Genomic DNA, 25,200 nt, shown 5'->3' on the forward strand with positions numbered 1-25,200 from the left:
CTGATGACATGATCAACGTTGACCTGCAACAGTTGGTACAGGCACTGGATGCCGACACCCGCCGCGACCTGGAACAGGCCGCCCAACGCTGCCTGACCCGTGGGGGCAGCAAGATCCTGGTCGAAGACCTGATGCTAAATCTGTTGGAGCGTACCGACAGCTTGCTGGCTCGCGCCCTGCAGGATGCAGGCATCGAATCGGGTGAGCTGGCGCGCACTCTGCAACCTCGCGGAGAAGCCAGCGAGTCCCGTAATCCGGTCTTTTCAGCGGAGCTGGTGCAGTGGCTTCAGGATGCCCTGCTAGTGGCCAGCCTGGAGCTGGGTCAGAGCCACATCGACCCCGCCGCGCTTATCCTGGCTCTGCTGCGCAATCCGATGCGTTATGCGGGTACGCAGTACCAGCCCTTAATCGCCAAGCTTGATGCCGAGCGTCTACGCGACTATGCCCAGTCCCAGAAACCGCAGGCTGCCTCGGCACAAGCGGCTTCCGGTGAGTCCTTCCTGGCACGCTTTACCCATAACTTCACGCAGCAGGCCCGTGATGGGAAGCTCGATCCAGTCCTGTGCCGCGATGAATCCATTCGCCAGATGATCGATATCCTGGCCCGTCGCCGCAAGAACAACCCCATCGTGGTGGGCGAAGCGGGCGTGGGCAAGACTGCTATCGTCGAAGGTTTGGCGCTGCGTATCGCCGCCAGTGAAGTGCCGGAAGCCCTCAAAGGCGTCGAGCTGCTATCCCTGGACCTGGGCCTGCTACAGGCTGGCGCCAGCGTCAAAGGTGAATTCGAGCGCCGTCTGCAAGGCGTGATTGATGAAGTCAAAGCGTCGCCCAAACCGATCATTCTCTTCATTGACGAAGCCCACACACTGATTGGTGCCGGCGGCCAGGCAGGTGGCTCTGATGCGGCTAACTTGTTGAAGCCTGCGCTGGCGCGTGGCGAACTGCGCACCGTGGCCGCCACGACCTGGAGCGAGTACAAGAAGTATTTCGAAAAGGACCCGGCCCTGGCGCGCCGTTTCCAGCCGGTCAAGCTGCTGGAGCCGACCGTTACAGAAGCCGTTACCATCCTGCGCGGCCTGGCTTCCGTTTATGAGAAAAGTCATGGCATCTACCTGCGTGACGATGCCGTCGTAGCTGCTGCGGAGCTGTCCGCACGCTATCTGGCCGGACGTCAGCTACCCGACAAAGCGGTCGATGTGCTCGACACTGCCTGCGCCCGAGTCCGTATCAGCTTGGCCGCTGCGCCAGAAGCCGTCGAGCGCCTACGCAGCGAAATCGCCCAGGGCGAGCGCCAGTTTGCTGCGCTGAGCCGTGATCAGGAGTCCGGCCTTGCCATTGACGGAGAAGCATTGAACCGTCTGCAAGACCGTCTGGCGGAAGCCCAGGACGAATTGGCGCAACTGGAGACGCGCTGGAGCACCCAGCGTGATCTGGCCACTCGCCTTTTGACGCTTCGCCAGCAATGCGCTGAAGCACGCATGAAGCAAGGCAGCATAGCTGCCGAAAGCGATACAGCCGAAGAAGTTGACCTGCCCGCGCTGGAGCAGGAGCTGGCAGCCGTTCAAGCTGAGCTTTCAGCCGCCCAGGCGGAAGAGCGCTTGGTCAGCTTTGAAGTCTGCCCGCGCCTGGTAGCCGAGGTGATCAGTCATTGGACAGGCGTACCCCTGTCCCAGCTGGCTCGCGAGCACAATACGAAGGTTGCCCGCTTCGCCGATGATCTGGGCGCACGCGTTCGCGGCCAGAGTCAGGCCATTGAGGTGCTCAATCGGGCCATGCGCGCAGCCGCTGCGGGTTTGAACAATCCCGATGCACCTGTCGGCGTATTTCTGCTGGTAGGGCCCAGCGGCGTAGGCAAGACCGAAACGGCATTGGGTCTCGCGGACCTGCTGTATGGTGGCGAGCGCTTCTTGACCGTGATCAACATGTCCGAATTCCAGGAAAAGCACACGGTTTCTCGTCTGATCGGCGCACCGCCCGGCTATGTAGGCTATGGCGAAGGCGGCATGCTGACCGAGGCTGTACGTCAGAAGCCTTATTCTGTCGTCTTGCTGGATGAAGTCGAAAAAGCCGATCCGGACGTCCTGAACCTGTTCTATCAGATCTTCGACAAAGGCGTTGCCAATGACGGCGAAGGCCGTGAGATCGATTTCCGCAATGTCCTCTTCCTGCTGACCTCCAACCTGGCCAGCGACCGTATCGCCAGCCTGTGCGAAGAGGGCCAGCGTCCACCCGTCGATGAGCTGGAACAGGCCATTCGCCCTGCACTGACCCGCCACTTCAAGCCGGCCTTGCTGGCCCGTATGCGCGTTGTCCCCTACTACCCCGTAGGTGGCGACGTGCTGCGTGAGCTGGTAGGCGTGAAGCTGGAGCGCCTTGGCCAGCGTCTGGCCCGTCGTCAATTGACGGTGAGCCACAGTGAAGCGCTGGTCAATCATCTGACCGAACGCTGCACCCAAAGCGACAGTGGCGCCCGCCTGATCGATCACCTGCTTGATCAGCACCTGCTACCCCGCATTGCCGACCGTTTGCTGGAAGCCATGGCGGCAGGGGAAACATTGACCCGCGTACACGCCACGCTGGATGGCGATGGTGCGGTCATGTGTGAGTTTGCCTGAGGTGGTCGCAATGCTTCCCGAAGCCATTCAGCCCTTGCGCCCGACCGAAGTGTTGCTTCAGCGCTTCGCGCGTCTGGCACAGGAGGCCAGTCGCGACAGCTTACTGGGAGAGCTGATCGAAGCGGCTGCCCAGCTCTCTCAGGCTGATCTCTGTCAGCTGTATCTTCTGGACGCCACGCATACGTCGCTGAACCTGTCAGCAGCCTGGCTGGATGAGCAGCGTCAGTCCTGCCACGACGATAGCCTGCCCGCCGATTACGACGGCCAGCTGTTGCAGTACTGCCTGTTCCAGAATCGCCCGCTGGCTCTGACCGAGCTTCACCCCAGCCTGCATGCCGTCGATTTTCTACCAGCAGGTTATACCTGGAAAAGCCTGCTGTGCCTGCCGCTGGCCGATGCACAAGGCAGCGTACAAGGTGTCATGGTGTGCGCGACACACCGTACCCGCGACCTGGAGACCCTGAGTGGCCTGCTCTCGCCGCTGGGCACCTTTGCCATCGCTCAGCTTAACCTGTTGCAGCGCCTGCAGACATCCGAGCCGGAAACCGCTCCGGTAGTCGAGTCGGTCAAGCCGTGCGCCAGTGGATACGGCATGATCGGTGACAGTGTCGCGATGCGTGGCGTATACCAGCTGATCGGTAAGGTGCTGCATAACCCGGTCACGGTATTACTGACCGGCGAAACCGGCACAGGCAAGGAACTGGTTGCCCGCGCGATTCATGACTGTGGTGCTCGCCGTACTCAGGCGTTCGTAGTTCAGAATTGTGCGGCACTGCCGGAAAATCTGCTCGAAAGCGAGCTGTTCGGCTACCGCAAAGGGGCCTTTACCGGTGCCGACCGGGATCGCCAGGGCCTGTTTGACGCTGCCAATGGCGGCACCCTGTTCCTGGACGAGATCGGCGATATGCCGTTGACGCTCCAGGCCAAGCTTCTGCGCGTCTTACAGGAAGGCGAAGTACGCCCGCTCGGCTCTACCGAGACACACAAGGTCGATGTTCGCATCATTGCCGCGACCCATCGCGATCTTTACAACCAGGTGCTACAGGGCAATTTCCGCGAGGATCTGTATTACCGTCTTACGCACTTCCCCATCGAGCTGCCAGCACTGCGTGAGCGTGGCGATGATATTCCCCGGCTAGCCCGCCATTTTGCCGAGAACGCCTGCTCCTTTTTGCAGCGCGAGCCCTGCCGCTGGACAGAAGCCGCCCTGGATCGTCTGGCAGGCTATGCCTTTCCAGGCAATGTTCGGGAACTCAAAGGCCTCGTCGAGCGCGCGGTTCTGCTGTGCGATGGCAACGAGCTGCGGCCCGAGCATTTTCCGCTGCGCCAGGAGACGACCCCGGAAGTCGGCCTGACCCTGCGCGAGCGGATGGACCAGCTGGAGCGCGGACTCGTCATTGACTGCCTGCGCAAGAACAACGGCAACCAGACCCACGCCGCCCGTGAGCTCGGCCTGCCACGCCGCACGCTGCTGTACCGCATGGAGCGGCTGAATATCAGCCCGACTGACCTATGAGCCGGTCCATGCCCGTTTTGCCCATTTCACACCCCTACAACGCATCACTTGAGGTAGCCAACATGCCCATTCGACTCTGGATCGCCGCTCTACTGACCCTGACGCTGGGCGTGGCTGGCTGCTCCAGCAACCCCAAGAGCACCGATAAGGACTATCGCCCGCTTGGCGACCCGAAAGCACTCAACCGCGGCAATTGACGCAAGGAGTACATCACCATGGAACTGGTTTTTGATCTGGTCAGCGCCCAGCAATTCGTACCCGGCATGTTGTCGACGCGAACCTTCAAACAGGTCGGCGGCATCATTGGCCGCGCCGAGGACAGCGACTGGGTGATCCCGGATCGTAATCGCGTCCTGTCCGGCCACCATGCACTGGTCAGCTACCGTGACGACGCGTTCTATCTCACGGATACCAGCAGCAACGGCATCACGCTCAAGGATAACGGCGCCCGCTTGGTCAAAGGCCAGCCCCATCGTATCGAACACGGCAACACGTTCTGCCTGGGCGATTTCGAAATCCGTGCCCGCCTCCTGCAAGACCCTTCGCGCTTCGATCTGGACCTGGGCCGCCCCATGCCGGCAAACAGCGCCAATGGTCTGATCCCGGATGATGCCTTTCTCGAACTGGACCCGCTTACGGCTCTCGACCGTCAGGATCAGGGCTATACGGAGCCCGACGAGTTATCCAGCCTGGTAAGTCCGCGTGTCGATGAATCCCGTGCCGACTATGCCCGTGTCGATATGGAAAGCCTGACCGTACCCAAGCTGATTCCCATACCTGAGCCGGAAGTAGTACCACAGCCGGAACCGGTACGGGCGGCGCCACCCAAGCGGCAATCACAGGAGTTCTGGGACCGCTACGGTCAGGCGCTTGGCCTGGATCTGTCCAGCCTGGACGACGAAGCACGCGAAGCCTTGGCCCTCAATGCGGCGCGTCTGCTGCGTCAGAGCATGAATGGGCTGCAACAAACCCTGCGCACCCGCAGCGAGGTGAAGAACGAGCTGCGCCTGTCCCTCACGACCGTTCAGAGTGCCGGTAATAACCCGCTCAAGCACGGCGCTGACAGCACCGAAACGCTGGGACATATGCTCAAGGGCGACAAGCCCGGCCAGCTACCGGCAGATCAGGCCATCACCCGTGCCTACCGGGATCTTCAGGCTCATCAGGTTGCCCTGCTTGCTGCCAGTCGGGCGGTAGTCAAGGCGACGCTGGATCAACTGGACCCTGAGCAGCTGACCCTGCGGTTCGAGCGCGAGGGCCGCAAACCTCTATTCGCTACCGCCGGCAGCCGCTGGCGTGCATATCGTCGTCATCACCACAGCCTGCGTCAGGATGGAGACTGGAGCGAGCGCCTGTTCGCCCGCGATTTCGCTACTGCCTATGAAGAGCAGGTCCGTCTGATCGCAACGCTCAACACCGATTTTCAAGGATGAAACCCATGATCCGCTTCGCTCCCCTGGCCTTGCTGGCCACCATGACCCTGACAGGCTGCTCGTCCCTGAGCTCCGACATGTCCAAGCTTGACCTGAGCCTGTCCGGTAGCGACACCCTGAACCCGGACCTCAATGGTCGTCCTTCGCCGATCGTGATCCGTCTGATCGAACTCAAGCATCCGGTTGCCTTCCAGAACGCGGACTTCTTCTCGCTGTATGAGCGCCCGCGCGAAGCGCTGTCGCCGGATCTGGTCGCCTCCGAAGAGATCGAGCTGCGCCCGGGCGAGAAACGTGACCTAAAATTATCCGTCCAGAACGATAGCCGCTATGTTGGTGTACTGGCGGCGTACCGTGATCTACCGGAAACCCAATGGCGCTACGTGATTGAAGTTCCGGCCAAGCAGATCACCCGTGCGGATCTATCCCTGGATGCCGAAGGCATTCACTCCGCCGCGCCTGAAAAAAAGGCCAAGGACTGATCCCATGACTGCACATAAAGTGATCTGGCAGGAAGGTATGCTGCTGCGTCCACAGCACTTCCAGCAAAGCGATCGGTATCACGATGATCAATTGAAGGCACGTACACGCCAACTGGGCAGCTATGCCTGGGGTTTCTTCAATCTGGTCATTGATCGCCAGTTTCTGAGCATGGGCAAACTCGTGATCAGTCAGGCTTCCGGCGTTCTGCCGGACGGCACGCTGTTTGAGCTGACCAGTGAGGGCGAGCCCCTGGCACTGGACATTCCCGCCAATACCAGCAGCACCTCTGTGTATCTGGCCCTGCCGCTGGTCACGGGCAACCATGTCGAGACACGCCGTCCCGAGCAGAAGGATGTGTTGGCTCGCTACCGCGCCTATGAGGCGGAAGTGGCTGACTCGAACGCTGGCGAGAGCATTATCAGTCAGGTCAGCTGCGGTCGCCCGGACTTCAAGCTGCTGCTTGGCGAGCGATCCAATGATGAAGCCTTCGTCAGACTCAAGGTCTGCGAAGTACTGGACACGACGCCGGATGGCGTCATCAGCCTGGATGGCGACTTCACCCCAACCTATCTTCATGTTCATGCTTCGGACTACCTGTTGTCCTGCCTGAAAGAAGTCATCAGCATGCTGGCCCACCGGGGCGATATCCTGGCCGAGCGTATCCGCGCCACCGGCAAGGTAGGCACCGCGGAAGTAGGCGACTTCATGATGCTCCAGCTGATCAACCGCTACGAGCCGACCCTGCGCCACTACCTCACACTTGAGCAGCTGCATCCTGAACCAATCTTCCGCGAATTACTTGGTCTTCTAGGTGAACTGGCCACCTTCTCGAACGAAACCAAGCGCCCGCGTCTGGATAACCGCTATCAGCACAGCGATCAGGCACAGAGCTTTCGCAAGCTGATGGATTCGCTGCGCCATGTCCTGTCGATGGTGCTGGAGCAACATGCGGTCGAACTGATCCTGCAACAACGTCAGTACGGAATTCAGGTATCGCCACTGCACGACCACAGTCTCATCACCTCCGCCTCCTTCGTGCTGGCGGCCAGTGCGCAGTGCGACTCGGAAGAGCTACGCCAGCGCCTGCCGGCTCATCTGAAGATCGGCCCGGTCGAGCGTATCCGCCAGCTGGTCAACCTGCACCTGCCCGGCATCCGGATCAAGCCCATGCCCGTTGCGCCGCGGCAGATTCCGTTCCATTCCGGCAAAACCTACTTCGCCCTCGAACTCAGCGCCGACGAACAGGCGCAACTGGAGCAGTCGGGCGGCTTCGCCATTCACGTGTCCGGTGATTTCCCCGGGCTCGAACTCAAATTCTGGGCAGTCAGGAGCTGACGATGATCAAGGATCACGATTACGGTCAGGATGATAAAACCGTTGTGCTGAGCCGCCAGGGTACGGCGAGCTCGGCCCACAATCCGTTAACCGATTTTGCCGACTCGCCTCGCGTTGAGCAGCTGGAAGAACGGATGATTTATGCGGCCCGCCTGCGTCCGGCGGAAAGCTTCAACTTGAGTGTGAACCCGCTAATTGCTGCCGCCTCCGGCCTGCTGTCCGAAGTAGTTCAGTTAAAGCACAGCTATCACGCCGAAGACCTGTACGCCCTGAAAGAGCGCCTTACGACTGCCATCAAACTGTTCGAGCATCGAGCCTTTGGCGAAGGCGCTGAAAGCGGCCAGGTCATGGCAGCGCGTTATGTGCTGTGCACCGTCATCGACGAAGCCGTAGTCACAACACCGTGGGGCAATGAAAGCGAATGGTCTCAAATGAGCCTTCTGAGCACCTTTCACAACGAGACCTTTGGTGGCGAGAAGTTTTTCCAGTTGCTGGAGCGTCTGACGCGCAACCCCGTCAAACATCTCCAGATGCTTGAACTCATGTACCTGTGTCTTGCATTGGGTTTTGAGGGCAAGTATCGGGTCCTGCCCCGCGGCATGCTGGAACTTGAAGCGATCCGCGACAGCGTTTACCGGCAGATTCGTCAGCTGCGTGGCGATATTCCCCGTGAGCTGTCGCCCCACTGGCAAGGTTTGCAGGATGGTCGCCGCAGCCTTGTACGCATTGTTCCGTGGTGGTTGGTCGCCCTGTTCACCCTGATGTGCCTGGGTGTGTTATACGGTGGCTTCGCCTGGGTATTGGGCGAGCAACGCGAAAGCGTGCTGCAGCCATACGAGCAGCTGACTACGGCCAAGATGGCCGAGCCAAATACGTGACGACAGGGATGTTTGCGCAATGAAACAGTTCTTCCGCAATCTGGCGGTTATTTTCCGTAAGACCTGGGTCTGGAGTCTGACCCTGGTTTTGGTTCTGGCTCTATTGGTCTGGTTTGTCGGGCCATTGCTGGCCGTTGCCGATCATAAATTCTGGGCACCGGCTACCACGCGGCTTGTCACACTCAGCGCCTTGTTCCTCTGCTGGGGCCTCTTCATTGTATTCGTCAGCTGGCGTAGTGGCGTGCGTAAAAAGCGCGCCCTCGAGACCGAAGACGGCCAGGAGCGCCTGCGTCGCCACGAGCAGATCACCGAGGAACAGCAGGAGCTGCGCAGTCGTTTCAAGGATGCACTTCAAACGCTGAAAAGCTCCAGCCTGTACCGCGCCCGCAGCGAACGCTGGAAACAGGAGTTGCCGTGGTATCTGGTGATCGGCCCTCAAGGCAGTGGCAAGACCTCCCTTCTGGATTTCTCCGGTCTTGAGTTTCCGCTTAACCGTGACGCCAACCGCCTGACCAAGGATGTCGGCGGCACCCGCCACTGCGACTGGTACTTCGCCGATCACGGTGTCCTGGTCGATACCGCAGGCCGCTACCTCAGCCAGCCGGATGCCGCTGTAGATGCCAGCACCTGGCAAATGCTGCTGACGCTGTTGCGTCGCCGCCGTCGCGCACGCCCGCTCAATGGCGTACTGGTTACCGTACCGGTCGATCAGTTGCTCAATGGCACCGAAATCGAACTGGAAATTCTGGCTCGCCAGATTCGTGCTCGCCTGCACGACATCCATCAGCAGCTGAAGGTCGACGTTCCGGTATACCTTGTCCTGAGCAAAGCAGACCAGGTGCTGGGCTTTGAAGAGTTTTTCGACCAGCTGTCCCGCGAGGAAAGCGAGCAGGTCTTTGGTACCAGCTTCCGCAAGGAACAAAATGCTACAGACGCGGCTGTGGTTCGCCAGGAGTTCGAAGAACTGCTGCGCCGTCTGAATACGCAGGTCATTCAGCGTATCCATCAAGAGCGCGATACCCTGCGCCGTGGTCGTATCCTCGATTTTCCTCACCAACTGGCACTGATCGGTGAGCGTCTGTGCCTGTTCGTCGAACTGGCGTTTTCCGGCAACCGTTACCAGCGTGCCAGCCAGCTACGTGGCTTCTACCTCACCAGCGCGCCACAGCTGGTCAACAGCCTCGACCCCAGCACAATGAACATCGGCCGTAACCTGGGCCTGCCCAGCAATGCCCTGCCGACCTATCGCACCGGCCACTCTCGCTTTATCCACCAGCTGCTCAGTCGCGTCATCTTCCCGGAAGCCGACCTGGCAGGTCTGGATCAGCGTGAAACGTCGCGTATCAGTTGGGGCCAGCGCGGCCTCTATGCAGGCGCTGCCGCCTGCCTGGGTCTGTTCGGTGTACTGTGGGCCACAGGATTCAGTGCAAACCATGACCGTCTCGAACAGTTGCGTACCCTGGGTCAGCAGCTGACTGATCAGCACAAGACGCTGGCACCCTCCGATGATGCCATGGCAGCGCTGAAATCCCTGGATAGCGCCTATGCCGCAGCCAATGTCTTTCCAGCTGCCAGCGATGTAGCACTGCATGAACGCAGCGGTCTGTATCAGGGCAATAAGGCTCGTCCAACCCTGCAACAGGCCTATCATCAGGAACTGGTAGATCAGTTGCTGCCCCGTGTGGCGCGCCAGCTGGAAGAGCAGATCCATGCCAACCTCAACGACCGCGAACGCCTGCTAGGCAGTCTGCGCGCCTACCTGATGCTGAACCTGGAAGAACGGCGCGACAATGGATTCCTGAAGGATTGGGTAGCAGCTGACTGGTCGACCCGCTACAGCGGCGACACCGTGGTCCAGAATGGGCTCAACTCCCACTTTGCCCGCCTCCTGGAGCAATCCTTTACCCGCTATCCGCTAAACGATGCACTCGTTGCCCAGGCCCGTCAGATCCTGCGTAGCGAGTCACTGGCCAACGTGGTGTACCGCATGTTGCGTGATCAGGCGAGCAGCCTGCCGGCATACCGCTTCAGCCAACACCTGGGTCCGCAGGGTGCCGTGTACGGCGGTGCAGACTATGCTATTCCCGGCTTCTACACGCAGAAAGGTTACGAGCAGACATTTACGACCCAAGGCATCAACCTGGTCCGCAATATCATTGAAGACAACTGGGTACTGGGCGAAAGCGACGGTCTCTCCGGTATGGACCTTAAGCGCCTGATGGTTGAGCTGGAACAGCTGTACTTCAACGACTACGCCAACTATTGGAGCGAAGCAGTCACTCAGCTGGTACTGGCTCCGATTGGCGATGCGAATCAGGGTGCCATGCAGCTCTCGGCGCTGACAGCCTCCAACTCACCGCTGTTGCAAGTACTCAATGAGATTCGCGACAACACCCGCTTCCAGTCTGGCGGCAACGATGCAGCGGCTGCCCTTGCGGAGGCTGCACCAAAAGGTAATGCGAAGCTGGCCAAAGCCGCTGCACTGGCCAGCGCGGCTGCCGATAAGGCGGGCGACGCGCTAGCCAAGAACCTGCCGGATACGGCCAAGAAAGCGCTGCAAAAACGCTTCGAGCCACTGCATCGCCTGCTGGACGATAACGGCGGCCCAGCGGCCGATATGGTTCCGGTCATGGCTGCACTGAACGACCTTCAATTGCAAATGGCAGGGCTTGCCCATGCCAGCGCCCCCGAGCAGGCCGCCTTTGAAATGGCGCGTGATCGCATGGCAGGTCAACGTGATGCCATCAACAGCCTGCGCAACGCGGCCAATCGCTTGCCGCAGCCGGTAAACAACTGGCTGAGCCTGCTGGCGGACGACAGCTGGATGATGGTGCTTAACGATGCCTATGACTACCTGAACCAGCGCTACCAGAGCGAGATGTATTCGTTCTACAACAATGCTTTGAACAAGCGGTATCCCTTCAAAGCTGACAGCGAGAGCGACGTAGCCATTGCGGACTTCCGTGAGTTCTTCAAGATGCAGGGCGTTGCGGACAAATTCTTTGACAGCTACCTGAAGCCTTTCGTCAGTGGTGATTCCGGCAACTACCGTCTGCGTAGCATCGACGGGCACAGCCTGCCGCTGTCCCGCGAGTTCCTCGCTCAGATGGGTCGGGTCCAGACGATTCGCCGCAGTTTCTTTGCCGAGAATCCGGCGGAGCCGCAGGTCATGTTCAAGCTTGAGCCCTACTCACTGGATTCCAGTCTGACCCGTGCCAACCTGCGCATCGGTAACAACCAGATGGAATACCGTCATGGCCCGATCGTGCAGACAGCGTTCCGTTGGCCCGCCGAGAATGACGAGAGCCGCGTCAGCCTCGTGCTGGAGGAGCTCAATGGTCGCCGTGTGGGTGTCGAGCAGAACAGCGGTCCCTGGTCCCTGTTCCGTATGCTAGATGCCATGAAGATTGAGCAGAACGGCAGCCGGGACGCCCTCATGGTCAAGGCAGATCTGGAAGGTCTGCATGCCAGCTATCTGCTGCTCAGCCAGCGCTCGCCGAATCCGTTCGACGTAGGCAACCTGCGCGGCTTCAAACTGCCGGCGTCACTCTAAATGAGTGACGTTGCCACTCGTTGGCGCAGCGCAGCCCGTACCGATGCCGGCAAGGTACGAGCGCGTAACGAAGATGCCTTTCTGGACAGCCCTGAGCAAGGTCTCTGGGCTGTTGCAGATGGCATGGGCGGTCATAGTCAAGGTGATCTGGCCAGCCGCCTCATTATCGAAAGCCTGGCAGAGCTCCCCGTAGGCGCAGGCTTCGATGAACGCCTACAACAGATCCGCCAGTGCCTTCATTGGCTCAACCGGCGACTGAACCAGGAGCTCACGGTCATGGCCGACCAGACGGACACCATTATTGGAAGCACGGTAGTCGTCTTGCTGTGCGACGAAGAGCGTGCGGCCTGCGTCTGGGCGGGTGATAGCCGGTGTTATCTCTGGCGTAGCGGTAGGCTCTATCAACTTACCAAGGATCATTCGGTACGACAGCGGATGATCGATGAAGAAAGACTGACGCCAGAACAGGCTGCTCGCCATCCTGCAGCCCACGCCCTTACCCAGGCGATAGGCGCCAATGAAACGCTGGCGCTCGACATTCTTGAATTCAGCTTGATGCCGGGCGACAGTATGCTTCTCTGCAGTGATGGCCTGTACAAAGGAATCAGTCAGAACGCGATCGGTGCGGCGCTGTCCCTGCCGTCTGCCCAGGTTGCCCTGGAGCGGCTTTTCGATACTGCCTTGCTAGGCCCCGCACGCGACAACCTGACCGCCATCGTCATCCGTCGACAGGAGTAAGGATGTACCTCATGGACGAACTCAACGCGGCAGCTGCCGAAGACGAGCTGACCTATTTCGCCTTCGCCAACAAAACCCCTTCCGCATCGGAAACCCTGCCCAGGGCTCACGGCGTAAAGCCGTTACCCGATGTGCTCAGCGGACGCTACAAACTGGAGCGCCTATTAGGTGTAGGCGGTATGGGCGCGGTTTACCGCGCACGCGACCTGATGCGCGAACAGTACGGCGACCCCGAACCCTTTGTAGCCATCAAAACGTTGAGCGAGGACTTTGCGGAATATCCCGATGCCAGTGCATTGCTCTACAGCGAGTTCGCCCTGACAACCCGCCTCCGTCACCCCCATATTGTTCGCCTGCATGGCTTTGATATCGATCGGGAAAGCGAGCGTGCCTACATAACGCTGGAAATGCTCCGGGGTCTGACCTTGGATAAGCTGCTGTGTGATCACCCACAAGGCCTGGGCTGGGAGGCGCTGCGAGACATTGCCATTCCGCTATTGGAGGCATTGGCCTTTGCCCATAGTCAGGGAGTTCTGCATGGTGATATCAAGCCAAGCAATGTCATCCTGGCCGAAGACGGCCTTCGCCTATTCGACTTCGGTCTTGGTCAGCCGGTAGAGGGCGTACTGCCCGGCCTGCCCCGCCTCTCGCGAAGCCACTTTACCGCCTGGACACCACGTTACGCCTCCCTTGAACTGTTGGATGGAGCACCGTTGACGCCCTCGGCTGATGTATATGCCGTTTCCTGTGTCCTGTATGAATTGGCCACTGGTCAGCATCCCTATCGGCGCCTCAGTGCGAAACAGGCACGTGCCATGCAGATAGAACTCACACCTCCTGCTCAGCTGCCAAAGTCGTGCTGGCAAGCGTTGCGAACCGGGCTGCAGTTCGCAGAGCCCGATCGCCAGATCAATGCTAATGGTCTGCTGGAAGGTTTTCGCCATGTCAAACAGGCCTCTACCTTGGGTCGCTGGCTGGGTCTTCGCCAGTCCGCCTAGACCGTTCGTAGCCACAACGCTGACTTACGTCGGCTGCTGCTCAAGAAACGTGAAGCAATCACTGTTTCGTTGAGCGGCGGACTTGAGTAAAAGCCGACTAGATCACATGATTCGCTCCCTATCAGACGCAAGGAGGCGCCTGTGTTTTTCGCAGCCAACGAAACGCATTTTTCTTTGGTTCTGGATGGCGTTGATACCGACTTCCAAGTCCTGAGCTTTACGGGGCAGGAGTCGATCAGCCAGCCCTTTCGCTTTGACCTTGAGCTGGTCAGCGAACGGCCCGACCTTGACCTTGAAGCCCTGCTGCATCAGCGCGCCTTTCTGGCCTTCTCGCCCAGCGGTAACGGCGTGCATGGTCAGCTCTACCAGATCGGCCAGGGCGATGCCGGCAAGCGCCTCACCCGCTATCACGTCGTGCTGGTGCCGCGTCTGACTTACCTTGCGCACCGTACCAACCAGCGCATCTTCCAGAAGCTCACCGTCCCGCAGATCATCGCCCAGGTGCTCGAAGACCACGGCATCCTGGCGGACGCCTACCGTTTCCAGCTGGGGCCTACGGTCTATCCGCCTCGCGAGTATTGCGTCCAGTACGATGAGACCGACCTGCACTTCATTCAGCGGCTCTGCGAAGAGGAAGGCCTGCACTATCACTTCGAGCATACCCAGGATAACCACGTCCTGGTGTTTGGTGATGACCAGACCGGCTTTCCCAAGCTCACACCACCGACTGCTTATGTACAGGGCTCGGGGCTTGTAGCAGACGAGCCGGTAGTCAAGCGCTTTGGCGTACGCCTGGAAACCCGTACCGCCCGTGTCTCGCGCCGCGACTATGACTTCGAGCAGCCACGACTGCGCATGGAGGCCGCCTACAAGAGCGAGGCCAAGCCCGACCTGGAAGACTATGACTACCCAGGCCGCTTTACCGATCGCACCCGCGGCAAGCACCTCGCCCAGCGCGCCCTTGAGCGTCACCGCAGCGACTATCAGCTGGCCGAAGGTGAAAGCGATCAACCCCAGCTGGTGACCGGCCACTTTCTGGAACTGTCCGAGCATCCCCGCCGTGACTGGAACCAGCTCTGGCTACTCACAGCTATCTGGCATGAGGGCAAGCAGCCCCAGGTGCTGGAAGAGTCGGTTACCAGCGATGTGGACAAGCACGACGGCTTTACCCAGGGCTACCGCAACCGCTTCACAGCAACGCCCTGGGACGTGCCCTTCCGCCCTGCGCTTGAGCACCCCAAGCCCAAGATCCTGGGCAGCCAGACCGCGGTGGTCACTGGACCCAAGGGCGAAGAGATTCATTGCGATGAGTACGGTCGGGTCAAGGTACAGTTTCACTGGGACCGCGAAGGCCAGGCCAACGAGCAGACCAGCTGCTGGCTACGCGTCTCGTCCAGCTGGGCGGGTGATCGCTACGGCGGTATCGCCATTCCTCGCATCGGCATGGAAGTACTGGTCACCTTCCTGGAAGGCGACCCGGACCAGCCCCTGGTCACGGGCTGCCTGTTCCACATGGAACATCAGGTGCCCTATGACCTGCCCGCCAACAAGACCCGCAGCGTTTTCAAGACCCTGAGCACACCGGGCGGTGGTGGCTATAACGAGCTGCGTATCGAGGATAAGAAAGGTCAGGAACAGATCTACATTCATGCCCAGCGGGACTGGGACGAGAATGTCGAGCATGACCAAAAGATCCGCGTCGGGCATGAGCGGCACGACATCGTCGAGGCGAACAGCTATACGGAATACAAGGCGGAGGAGCACCGCACCACGGATGCGGACCGCAAGGTTGAGGTCAAGACTAACGACCACCTCACCATCGGGCAGAATCAGCATATCCACTTGGGAACAGCCCAGCTCACCCAAGCCGGCCGGGAAATCCACCTGAAAGCCGGTCAAAAAATGGTCATCGAAGCAGGGATCGAACTTACCCTAAAGGCAGGCGGTAGCTTCATCAAACTAGACCCCAGCGGCGTTACGATCATTGGCCCCATGGCCAAAATCAACGCGGGTGGCTCAGCCAGCAATGGCTCAGGTATTGCGATTGAGCTTCCCCGCTTACCAGGCGAGGCGGATATGGATAAGGCAGGAAATTCACTAATTCAGACATCTATAAATAAATCGAAGCCTAGTAAATTCACTAAGTATTACCCGCTTTCTATTTGAAATAGCAAACAAGGATTAGGTGTATTAATCATGCTTATAAGCCCTCCTTTCATTCCTAATCTAGCAGCCGGAGAAAGTGATGAAGCATTTATCGATCGTGCTATGCAAGGAGGAAATCCCGGAAATGGAGGGTTTCCTCTTAGCTTTGATTTAAATTGGCATGGTGGTATTCATTTAAACGCACCTAGAGAGGGATTAAGCATCTTGCCTGTTAGAGCTATTGCTGATGCTACTCTCGCTTATTTCCGTATGCCTACAGATGAAAAAATAGCGCCTAATAATCATGGGCTGCGCTATCAAGACAAATGGACAGATAACGGCTGTATTGTACTCAAGCACGAGACAGAGATTGGTGAAGGACTAGAGGCTACTGTAAATTTTTATTCAATCTATATGCACCTTTCAAAGGTTACTCTTATAAACCCTGTAATAGGACAAAAGATTTATCGAAAGGAAGAATTAGGGTATGCAGGGCAAATTTATGGAAAGGATAATCTTATCCACTTCGAGATAATAGCTGATCAAAGTCAAATTAATAAACTTATAGGACGTAGTGAGCGTTTACTCAACCACCAAGCTAAAGACGGGCGCAAAGATAGCTGCTGGGGAGATACATATTTTTTTCTACCAACAGAAATATTTGCTTATCAGGACATACCAAATAATTTTCAACATTCTCAGGATGATACCCCTATAGTTTATCGCTGCCCATCAATACCATCTGAACTTCCTGCTATCCAAGAAGATAGCTCTATTAGAAATAATAGAAGAGTAGAGTCGCCACCTCTCGTTCAAGGCTATGATTGGGCTTTAGCTCACCAGTTGCAAGAAGGCATTTTTATAAGAATGCGCTATGAGCATGGGCAATGCACTTTGACTTCATTCCTATTATCAGGCGAAGAGATTGGAAGCCGTCAAGAAGAGCAAGATTATGAATATAAGCTATATAAGATTGCGTCTCAGACATACCCAAGATGTCCTAGCGCAGGATTTGAACTTCTTAGATTCGGTAGGGTTTTAGGAGAAGATGAACTACAGCCGGCCGATGCAGCACATTGGAGGCAAATAGCACTACCCAGTCGCCTGGGGGAAGCTCCAAAACTCGGATGGGTAAATCTTAATGCACCCACTGTTACTAAATTTAGTGATGCAGACTTTCCTAATTGGCAAGGGTGGCAATTAATTGACGATGACAACGATTCAAATAGTCATTGTCAGTCTATATTTATTCGTAATCTATTACGACTGAACGATACCAGCCTAGTTTCCGAACAAGCGGATGCAGTAAGCATTGCTTTATCACCTTTATACCAAGAGCTTCCCGATGATGAAAAGTTAAAGTTATCGGATCGCTATGCAAATGAGCAGCTGAAAAATGAAGCCGCTCTTCGTGACACCAGCATGCAAAAAAACATTAACCGTCTTATTTGCAAATTTCCTACCGAGTGGAAAAAAGATGATTTTGATATACGCTATGGGTGGTTAAAAAAGGTTTCTCCACATGGTCCATTTACCGACGATGACTATAACTTGTTAGCCCAGCACCATCAGGAGCTAGCTTTTTGGGAGGAGGCAGGATTAAACAACATTGACTCTAAACATTGGCACTTCCCCCCTAAAGAATTCATAAAAATTTTCAGAAGATGCGGCTGGCTGAGTGCAAACGAGCTAGCTCAATGTATACCCAGAAAAGTCATAGAACAAACAACAAGCCACAATAGCATAAGAATTTTCCCTAAATCTACTATTACATGGAATACCGCTATAACTAGAGCAAGACGCTTTGCGACACCATTGAGCAAATCTTTAAGAAAATATTTAATAGACTCAAACAAAGAAAGGCTTAGTTATTTTTTAGCCAATGCCATACAAGAAACAGTATATCTATCTAGGACATCGGAAAGTAATGGTCCTCGCTTAAGATACGCACCTTGGTACGGGCGAGGAGTATTACAACTAACTTGGGAAGCTAACTATAAAATTTATACCAGATTTCGTAATGGGTCAGAAGCACCAATCATTTGTGACACTGTGGAGACTGACCTAAATCACGCATGTGAAAGTGCTGGATTTTACTGGATAAGCACTGCAAAAGAAATTAATAGTTCTATTTGCCTTAACAGATATGCTGATCGCCGGCCCGTATTAGAGCTATCTGAGCTAAGCAATGTTTGCACTAACTACAATTACAGGCAGAAGGAGTGTTCTACATCCTTAAGCTCTAGCGATTACTATATCTGTCAGGCTTTAGAGCGTGTTGCTCGTGGAGTTAACACAGGGAATCCTGAAAGCACAGGGACTGTGAATGGGCTTATTCCAAGAAGAGTAGTATTTTCAAACTGTTTACTTGTGTTGACTGAGCACAAATTCCCACAAGCAGTAGACGATACTTTTTTTCCAAACAATATAGAAAGGCAAATTCAATGAAATATTTATACGCTATAATTATTTTACTTATAGCACAGTACTCACACGCATTAGAATGCAAGCTCGGAAACACCCAATTAAAAGTAGGAAAATGCAAAAATCAAGTCTGTATATTTGAAGGAAAAAACATACACACCCTAGACATACCCAGCAATAGTATAGATCAAATAAAGTGCAGGGACGTTAACTTTGATGGTAAATTAGATATTCTAGTTGAGCAACCGCCTTCAGGAAGGACACAAGAGACAAAAGTATACTTATTCAATAAAGAAAAAAACGAATATATTTTTAACGAAAGCATAAGTAAATTACCATGCCTATCTATAAATAAAAAAGAAAAAACTGTCTCAGGAAGCTGTTTTACATCAAGCGCATGCGATAGATGGAGTGAAAAATACAGTGTAGAAAATTATTACTTAAAGCTTATTGAAATAGAAGGCACTTATTGCGACCCCGCTTCAGGGCAGACCTATAAATACATAGAGAAATACGACAAAAAAGGGTATCAAATATATAAAAATGTAGAGGAAATAAATGAATAGGTGTTTTGTTCCCGAGAGAACTGGTTTATGGTACGACGCTCTGTTGGAGAAAGATATACAGCTCAAATCTTTACAAACGCGCCACGATCACGCACCCTAGTTGAAAAGAAATATAGCGACTGTAAGATTCGATTGTAACGTTGAACAGGCGCTACAATCGCAACTCAAAAACGGTCTGAAAATGGCGCAGTCATTATACTATCGAGAATACGCTTATAGGTTCCCGCTCGACCTCTATAGCTCTCTTGCAGAAAGCTATCCGCATTCGCCTTTAAGCAAAAGACACTTCCGTCCCACTGCCACCTGTGCAAAACCAGATTACTAGTCAGCGCCCATGAGTAATCGTCCAAATCGTAATAAACTGTCATCTCTGGTCTCATTCGGAAAAGACATGGCAGCCTACAAACCGATACTTCAGAAAAGTATTGAATAAAACCAAGTGAGCAAAGCGAAGCCAATAATAAATGGCAACGCTTGATTAATATTCCAAAGGAGCAAACGTCACCCTCCATAGATTTAGACCAGAGCTGCTAGGTGTTTTTAATTAAGTTTAACTACACCTATGTTTTAGACGAGCATTTAGTTGCCGTAAAAGATAATAATAATGAGTCGATTCTGACACCAAAAAAATCTGAGTATACTTGAAACTATAATAAGCACATGTAATAAATCAATTAAAGGTCTGAATACCAGCAGATGCAAGCCTTTCCTTTATAAGCAGAAAATTATTATTGTAAGAATAACTAGAATTAGTTTCTAACTAACCCCAAGGCACTATAAAAATCAGAGAAAACTTTTACACCGATAAATTTATACCACCCAAGTTTTTTTACTTTTTACTTTTTACTTTTTACTTTTTCATCTATAACTTATTCCCATCGATCAAAATATTTACAAAGCTTACACGTGACCAAAAAATTTCACACCTCATTGGGTTAATGACAACATCAGTGTTGGTATATTAACAATAATAAATGTAGATGATCTTTTGAAAGAGCATGGAAAGACTCACGAAGTGGATGACCTTAATGTCGATAAAAATAAGGATTATATTTTTGAATCTTACTTTAGCCGCGATAGAACTTATAACATACTTATACAATGCCATGGCTTTCTGGCTAACACTGGTGGCGACTATTTCTCCAGATTCAAACTAGATGAAAATCAAAAACCCCTCAAAAAGGAGAATATAAACGTATAGTATTCTTAGCCTACAAGAGGACTGGGGATGGAAGCATAATATATAATGGAAAAACCCTTAAAACTGAACCTCAAATATGGGAGTATGACAAAGAACAAAAGAAATACAGGCAAGCTAAAAATTAAAACAAATTAAATGTTATTAATTTAAATCAACAGCCTAAGTCTTTCATTTAGCAAATCCGGAAACTTATCAAACCATGCCTGATTCAAAGGCGAGGGATGTGGAAGTGGGTATAGCGTAAACACGTGCCCTTTCCCCTCCTCTGCCGTCAGCGTGACCTCGGTATGGTTTGTAAAACGATCTTCGCTTTTCCAGAAGGCTTCCAGGCGTTGTTTCTCTTCTTTGGGTTGATCGATGGCAAACCAGAGGAAGGCCTCGCGACCGAAAGTGATGATGGTGCGGCCATGCCACTGTTCGATTAATAACTGTCGCATGAGTGGGTGAAAGCGTTTCTTGATCTTTTCGGACCAGGCTTTATTGCCGATGGGCTTATACGGCACGGTGTTAGCCCAGAAAAACTCCTGGCTCAGGGAGCGGCCCGCGTCAAAGTCTGGCATGGGCTTGCCATGCAAGTGCTCATAAATGACCTTGCGAGCGATCTGTCCGCCTGCACCGATAAAGGGTTCGCCGTATTTGACCTCATCACGCCCCGGATCCCGACCAAAGAAACCAACAGGTGCATCCTTACGCCCTAAGCCAATAATGGGATCCAGTGGATCCTTTTGGTACTTCTCATAGACCTCTGTATCGATGCCTTCAATGGTGCTAGCGATCTCACGAAAGGCTTGTTGCATCTTTGGGTCGAGGGGCATAGGACATCCTTCGTAATCGGCTTCTTGTTTATGTGACCGATCAGAAAGGCAAAGAATTCATGGATTCAGGTAGCGCTCCGCCCCATACCCATTTTCTCAATCGCATCGATAGCGGCTCCATGCCGACCAATTGCCGTTCCGCTACGGTGCAATGGGGTAAACTCCCCCGCCTCACATCTATAGGGATAGCCATACATGTTGATCAAGGCGCTGCGAATTGGCCTGGGCCAAACCATTGTTGGGCTGGATCTGCTGACACGCCCGCGTAAGCTCAAGCGAAGCGCCGAGGCGCAGAAGCAGGTAGAAGAGCAAACAGCCGGACTTGCGCTGTATCAGTTTCAGGCATGTCCATTCTGCGTAAAGACGCGCCGAGCCATGCACAAGCTGAACCTGCCCATTGCTCTACGTGACGTCAAGAAGGATCCGGAGCACCGCGAAGCCTTGTTGGCAGGTGGCGGACGTATCAAGGTGCCTTGCCTCCGGATCGAGGAAGAAGGCCGTACCGCCTGGATGTATGAGTCCAACGATATCATTGCGTATCTGAACAAACGTTTCGCGCCCGCGAGCCGCTAAATGAAAAAGCCCGATCATGTCGGGCTTTTTTATAGCTTTATCGCTTGCACTGATTACAGATCGGCTTCTTCTACTTTACGGACTTTAGTAGCGTCGATGACATATGAGGCTTCGGCCAGATCGTTATCTACCTTTTCGATCTTCATCGCCCCTATAACCCAATAAGGCTCGTAGATATCCGGTAAGGGAACGCCCTTTGGAAAGCGCACCAGTACGATCTGGTTAGGCGGTGGCGGTGGAACATGGATGCAGGCACCTGGATAGGGCACCAGGAAAAATTCAGTGAAATTGCCTTTGCTGTTGCTTTCCAGCGGAACCGGATAACCGCCCAGGCGAATTGTCTTCCCATTCATGGCAGCCACTGTGCGCGTGGAGTGCATGACGGCCGGCAGGTTGCTGTCTTTTTGCTTGAGTCCGCCCTTGCTCTCAAAACCGCCTGGTAATTCGGGCGTGTCATGGGTGATCTCGGGCATGTCTTCCAGTGCCTTGCGATCCGATTCTGGCATGAGGGCCAGCCAATCGGTCTCAGGCGGCTCGCCTTCTCGGGCTACGGCAGTTGTAATCTGGGAAAAAAGAAGCAGTACGGCGAGGATGAGATAGCGCATGGCAAGAAGAGTATCGGGCAATTGGGTTGCACTAGTGTGAAGCTTCTTGGCGTTGAACCCAACTGCCCGGACGGGAAATTAACGACGCTTGGTCACCATACCCCAGATGAACAGGACGATGATGGCACCGACGACTGCTCCAATGAAACCGGCGCCCTCGCCTGCACGGTAGATACCGATAGCCTGACCGCCGTAGGTGGCAACCAGCGAGCCGACGATACCCAGGATGATCGTCATGATCCAACCCATGCTGTCGTCGCCAGGCTTGAGGAAACGTGCGATCAAGCCAACAATGAGGCCGATGATGATGGTTCCAATAATGCCCATGAATCTTTCCCCTTCTGTGGTTTGCTCGATACGGCATGTGCCGCTTGCTTAATCCGACAGCAAGAAAAACGCAGGGGTTCAGCGAATTTTTATCAAGCGAAGCGGAACTCGGACCCTCGTGCGAAGAGGGCCCGTTTCGGTCACGCTTTAATCAAGGTTTCGACGTCAGCAATACGTGCCCTTAATGTGGCCGCATCGCTGCAACGCAGTGTGGCATGCCCAACCTTGCGGCCCGCCTTGAATGACTTGCCATAATGATGCAGGTGACAATCGTCGATTTGCAGAACCTGCTCCACGGCCGGGACCTTGCCGATGAAGTTAAGCATGGCGCTCTCACCTACCTTCGCGGTTGAGCCCAGCGGCAATCCAGCCACAGCGCGCAGATGGTTCTCGAACTGGCTGCTTTCGCTGCCCTCGATGGTCCAATGACCAGAGTTATGCACACGAGGAGCAATCTCATTGGCTTTCAGCCCACCATCGACCTCAAAGAACTCGAACGCTAGCACGCCGACATAATCGAGCTTGTCGAGTACACGGCCTACGTAGTCTTCCGCCAGCGCCTGCAAGGGATGATCTGTACTGGCAATAGACAGCCGCAGGATTCCGCTTTCGTGGGTGTTGTGTACCAGTGGATAGAAACGTGTCTCGCCGTTACGAGCACGTACGGCAATCAACGACACCTCGCCAGTAAACGGCACAAAGCCTTCAAGAATGCACGGTACACTACCCAGCTCGGCAAAGGCGCCTTCGACATCCGCCTGGCTGCGCAGGACCTTCTGACCCTTGCCGTCATACCCTAGGGTACGTGTCTTCATCACAGCCGGCAGACCGATGCGTGCGGCGGCAGCGTCAAGATCAGCCTGGGATTGGATGTCGGCAAACTCAGGCGTCGGGATGCCCAGATCCTTGAACATGGTTTTTTCGAACCAGCGATCACGGGCGATACGCAAGGCTTGCGCCGAGGGAAAAACCGGAACGAACTGGGATAGGAACGCGACGGTTTCAGCGGGCACACTCTCGAACTCGAATGTGACCAGATCGACCTCATCCGCCAGCTGACGCAGGTGGTCCTGGTCGCTGTAGTCGGCTCGAATGTGCTCGCCCAATGCGGCAGCGCAGGCATCCGGAGCAGGGTCCAGAAACGCAAAATCCATACCCAGCGGAGTACCCGCCAGCGCCAGCATGCGGCCCAGTTGGCCACCACCGATGACTCCGATTTTCATCAGGCTTCCCTCGGATCCGGATTGTCCAGAACGGTACGCGTCTGCTCCTCACGGAAGCGATTCAGCGCCTCGTGATACTCGGGATACTTGCCGCCCAGAATACTGGCCGACAACAGCGCCGCGTTGATAGCGCCCGCCTTGCCGATGGCCAGGGTGGCGACAGGAACGCCCGCGGGCATCTGTACGATCGACAGGAGTGAGTCGACGCCTGACAGCATGGAAGACTGCACCGGCACGCCCAGTACAGGCAAATGCGTCTTGGCTGCACACATACCTGGCAGGTGTGCTGCACCGCCTGCGCCTGCAATGATGACCTCGATGCCGCGCCCTGCCGCTTCTTCAGCGTACTGGAACAGCAGGTCGGGAGTACGGTGGGCAGAGACCACCTTCACTTCAAAGGGAATGCCCAGCTTTTCCAGCATGTCGGCGGTGTGGCTCAAGGTAGACCAGTCGGACTTGGAGCCCATGATCACGCCTACGAGTGCGCTCATCGTCGTGCCTCTTGTCAGGCGCCCGCAGGCGCATCAGAAACCAACAAGCCACGTCGGAGGACCGCACGTGGCTTGTATATGCAGACCGGTATGTAGACCGGCCTCAAGGGCCACTGAGTATACCGTAAAGCCAGACCGGACAAAGGGGTTGAACGACCTTTTATAGCGACGGGCTATTTCGTGTCTGGCTGCCTGTCCAGAGGCACTTCACGCAGTCGTCCCGGCGCCTGCTTCGAGCTTGCGCCATAACAGCCTCACCGCTGCCTTGCGCACGAGCGAGCAGCGATACAGGCGAATCTCCAGTGGAATCTGCCATTGCTCACCGCCACAGGGTACTAGCTCTCCCCGGGAGAGCTCGGCGGTCACACTCAAATGCGGCACCCAGGCAATACCCAACCCCTGCAAGGCCATGCTCTTAAGGCTATCGGCCATGGCCGTCTCGTAGACAGTGGTATAGCGCAGCTTGCGCTGACGTAGGAGTAAATTGACGGAGCGCCCGAGAAAGGCCCCGGCACTATAGGCAAGCAAGGGAAAGTTCTGCCCACTCTCCAGGTTGTACAACGGCGAACCATCTTCCCGGGCTGCACACACGGGCAGCATTGAGGTCAGCGCCAGATGAATAGAAGGGAAGATCTCCGGATCCATCTGCAAGGCGGCGTCGGGATCGTAAAACGCCATCATGAGATCGCAGCCGCCTTCCCTCAAGGCATGAACCGCTTCGCCGACGTTGGTGGCAATCAGACGACTCGCAATGTTGAGCCCTTCGCTTCGCAGACGAGCAATCCATCCCGGAAAGAACCCCAGCGCCAGGGAGTGTGCCGCCGCAAATTGCAGAACCTCGCCCTGCCCGCCTTCCAAGTGATGAAGGTGGCGGATCACTTCGCCAAGCTGCTCCACCACACTGCGCGCGGTGACCAGAAAGAGCTGTCCGGACTCGGTCAGCGATACTGGTGTACGCGATCGGTCAATCAGGGTCAGCCCCAGGCTTTGCTCCAGGCTGCGAATACGTCGGCTGAACGCAGGTTGAGTCACGAAGCGGCGCTCGGCCGCCTGGGAAAAACTATGGGTGGCAGCCAGGGCAATAAAGTCTTCAAGCCATTTCAGTTCAAGGTTCATGGTCATACTCAAGGGGATGGATACGCCTGCCGATCCTGACGCGTCACATCACATCATATGCAATTTCGGCATAGGGTGCGCCGATACAGCATTGGTCAGCGTCTGGCTGGAAGCCTTATTGTATAACGCATCAGGCTTTTGCCACCCACCGGGAAGTGATCCCCTATC

20 protein-coding genes are annotated in these 25,200 nt (G+C 55.2%); 14 read left to right on the plus strand and 6 right to left on the minus strand.

All coding sequences use genetic code 11. The features are described 5' to 3' along the window. Positions 1-8: 8 nt before the first annotated feature. From tssH to AC4LF3_RS19555, 13 genes are all read left to right on the plus strand, one after another. On the plus strand, positions 9-2,615 hold the full coding sequence (gene tssH, locus AC4LF3_RS19495; protein WP_312271728.1) for a type VI secretion system ATPase TssH: 2,607 nt from the start codon (positions 9-11) through the stop codon (positions 2,613-2,615). A gap of 10 nt (positions 2,616-2,625) precedes the next feature. Continuing rightward, a complete protein-coding gene (locus tag AC4LF3_RS19500; protein WP_010796277.1) occupies positions 2,626-4,131 on the plus strand; it encodes a sigma-54-dependent Fis family transcriptional regulator in 1,506 nt (501 codons plus the stop codon). Positions 4,132-4,139: 8 nt separating this feature from the next. Beyond that, on the plus strand, positions 4,140-4,328 hold the full coding sequence (locus tag AC4LF3_RS19505) for a type VI secretion protein (RefSeq protein WP_404628663.1): 189 nt from the start codon (positions 4,140-4,142) through the stop codon (positions 4,326-4,328). 18 nt (positions 4,329-4,346) lie between these two features. Continuing rightward, positions 4,347-5,564, plus strand: a complete 1,218-nt coding sequence (gene tagH, locus AC4LF3_RS19510) for a type VI secretion system-associated FHA domain protein TagH (RefSeq protein ID WP_010796279.1) — start codon at positions 4,347-4,349, stop codon at positions 5,562-5,564. Between the two features lie 5 nt (positions 5,565-5,569). After that, positions 5,570-6,043, plus strand: coding sequence for a type VI secretion system lipoprotein TssJ (gene tssJ, locus AC4LF3_RS19515; protein ID WP_312271724.1), 474 nt, complete (start codon positions 5,570-5,572; stop codon positions 6,041-6,043). Positions 6,044-6,047: 4 nt separating this feature from the next. Further along, the gene (gene tssK, locus AC4LF3_RS19520; RefSeq protein ID WP_150348408.1) at positions 6,048-7,379 is read left to right on the plus strand and encodes a type VI secretion system baseplate subunit TssK; all 1,332 of its coding nucleotides are present in this window, start codon (positions 6,048-6,050) and stop codon (positions 7,377-7,379) included. 2 nt (positions 7,380-7,381) lie between these two features. Beyond that, positions 7,382-8,257 (plus strand): type IVB secretion system protein IcmH/DotU, encoded by an 876-nt coding sequence (gene icmH, locus AC4LF3_RS19525; RefSeq protein ID WP_010796282.1) that lies wholly within the window; start codon positions 7,382-7,384, stop codon positions 8,255-8,257. A 19-nt stretch (positions 8,258-8,276) separates the two neighbouring features. After that, complete coding sequence (gene tssM / locus AC4LF3_RS19530) at positions 8,277-11,810, plus strand: type VI secretion system membrane subunit TssM (RefSeq protein WP_491836198.1); 3,534 nt, start codon at positions 8,277-8,279, stop codon at positions 11,808-11,810. Further along, the gene (locus AC4LF3_RS19535; protein WP_150348406.1) at positions 11,811-12,548 is read left to right on the plus strand and encodes a PP2C family protein-serine/threonine phosphatase; all 738 of its coding nucleotides are present in this window, start codon (positions 11,811-11,813) and stop codon (positions 12,546-12,548) included. It abuts the gene before it with no gap. An 11-nt stretch (positions 12,549-12,559) separates the two neighbouring features. Beyond that, positions 12,560-13,546, plus strand: coding sequence for a serine/threonine-protein kinase (locus AC4LF3_RS19540; protein ID WP_491836199.1), 987 nt, complete (start codon positions 12,560-12,562; stop codon positions 13,544-13,546). 141 nt (positions 13,547-13,687) lie between these two features. Further along, positions 13,688-15,712: a type VI secretion system Vgr family protein gene (locus AC4LF3_RS19545; protein ID WP_491836200.1), complete on the plus strand. Its 2,025-nt coding sequence runs from the start codon at positions 13,688-13,690 to the stop codon at positions 15,710-15,712. A gap of 30 nt (positions 15,713-15,742) precedes the next feature. Then, positions 15,743-18,139 (plus strand): hypothetical protein, encoded by a 2,397-nt coding sequence (locus AC4LF3_RS19550; protein ID WP_491836201.1) that lies wholly within the window; start codon positions 15,743-15,745, stop codon positions 18,137-18,139. Continuing rightward, a complete protein-coding gene (locus tag AC4LF3_RS19555) occupies positions 18,136-18,681 on the plus strand; it encodes an XAC2610-related protein (RefSeq protein WP_491836202.1) in 546 nt (181 codons plus the stop codon). Before AC4LF3_RS19550 ends, AC4LF3_RS19555 begins: the two co-directional genes overlap by 4 nt. Positions 18,682-20,028: 1,347 nt before the next feature. Here AC4LF3_RS19555 and AC4LF3_RS19560 read toward each other — a convergent pair. After that, a complete protein-coding gene (locus AC4LF3_RS19560; protein ID WP_491836203.1) occupies positions 20,029-20,697 on the minus strand; it encodes a uracil-DNA glycosylase family protein in 669 nt (222 codons plus the stop codon). Positions 20,698-20,892: 195 nt separating this feature from the next. Between AC4LF3_RS19560 and AC4LF3_RS19565 the strand changes: the two genes are divergently transcribed. After that, the gene (locus AC4LF3_RS19565; protein WP_010796292.1) at positions 20,893-21,270 is read left to right on the plus strand and encodes a glutaredoxin family protein; all 378 of its coding nucleotides are present in this window, start codon (positions 20,893-20,895) and stop codon (positions 21,268-21,270) included. Between the two features lie 53 nt (positions 21,271-21,323). Here AC4LF3_RS19565 and AC4LF3_RS19570 read toward each other — a convergent pair whose 3' ends face one another. The 5 genes from AC4LF3_RS19570 to AC4LF3_RS19590 form a co-directional block, all read right to left on the minus strand. Further along, positions 21,324-21,875, minus strand: coding sequence for a DUF3299 domain-containing protein (locus AC4LF3_RS19570; protein ID WP_491836339.1), 552 nt, complete (start codon positions 21,873-21,875; stop codon positions 21,324-21,326). Between the two features lie 78 nt (positions 21,876-21,953). Further along, positions 21,954-22,202, minus strand: coding sequence for a GlsB/YeaQ/YmgE family stress response membrane protein (locus AC4LF3_RS19575; protein WP_010796294.1), 249 nt, complete (start codon positions 22,200-22,202; stop codon positions 21,954-21,956). A 140-nt stretch (positions 22,203-22,342) separates the two neighbouring features. Further along, on the minus strand, positions 22,343-23,425 hold the full coding sequence (locus AC4LF3_RS19580; protein ID WP_491836204.1) for a 5-(carboxyamino)imidazole ribonucleotide synthase: 1,083 nt from the start codon (positions 23,423-23,425) through the stop codon (positions 22,343-22,345). Next, a complete protein-coding gene (gene purE, locus AC4LF3_RS19585; protein WP_019367489.1) occupies positions 23,425-23,916 on the minus strand; it encodes a 5-(carboxyamino)imidazole ribonucleotide mutase in 492 nt (163 codons plus the stop codon). Before purE ends, AC4LF3_RS19580 begins: the two co-directional genes overlap by 1 nt. A 207-nt stretch (positions 23,917-24,123) precedes the next feature. Then, positions 24,124-25,032: a LysR substrate-binding domain-containing protein gene (locus AC4LF3_RS19590; RefSeq protein ID WP_491836205.1), complete on the minus strand. Its 909-nt coding sequence runs from the start codon at positions 25,030-25,032 to the stop codon at positions 24,124-24,126. Positions 25,033-25,200 lie beyond the last annotated feature (168 nt).

It is taken from the genome of Pseudomonas sp. C2.3V, assembly GCF_058536325.1.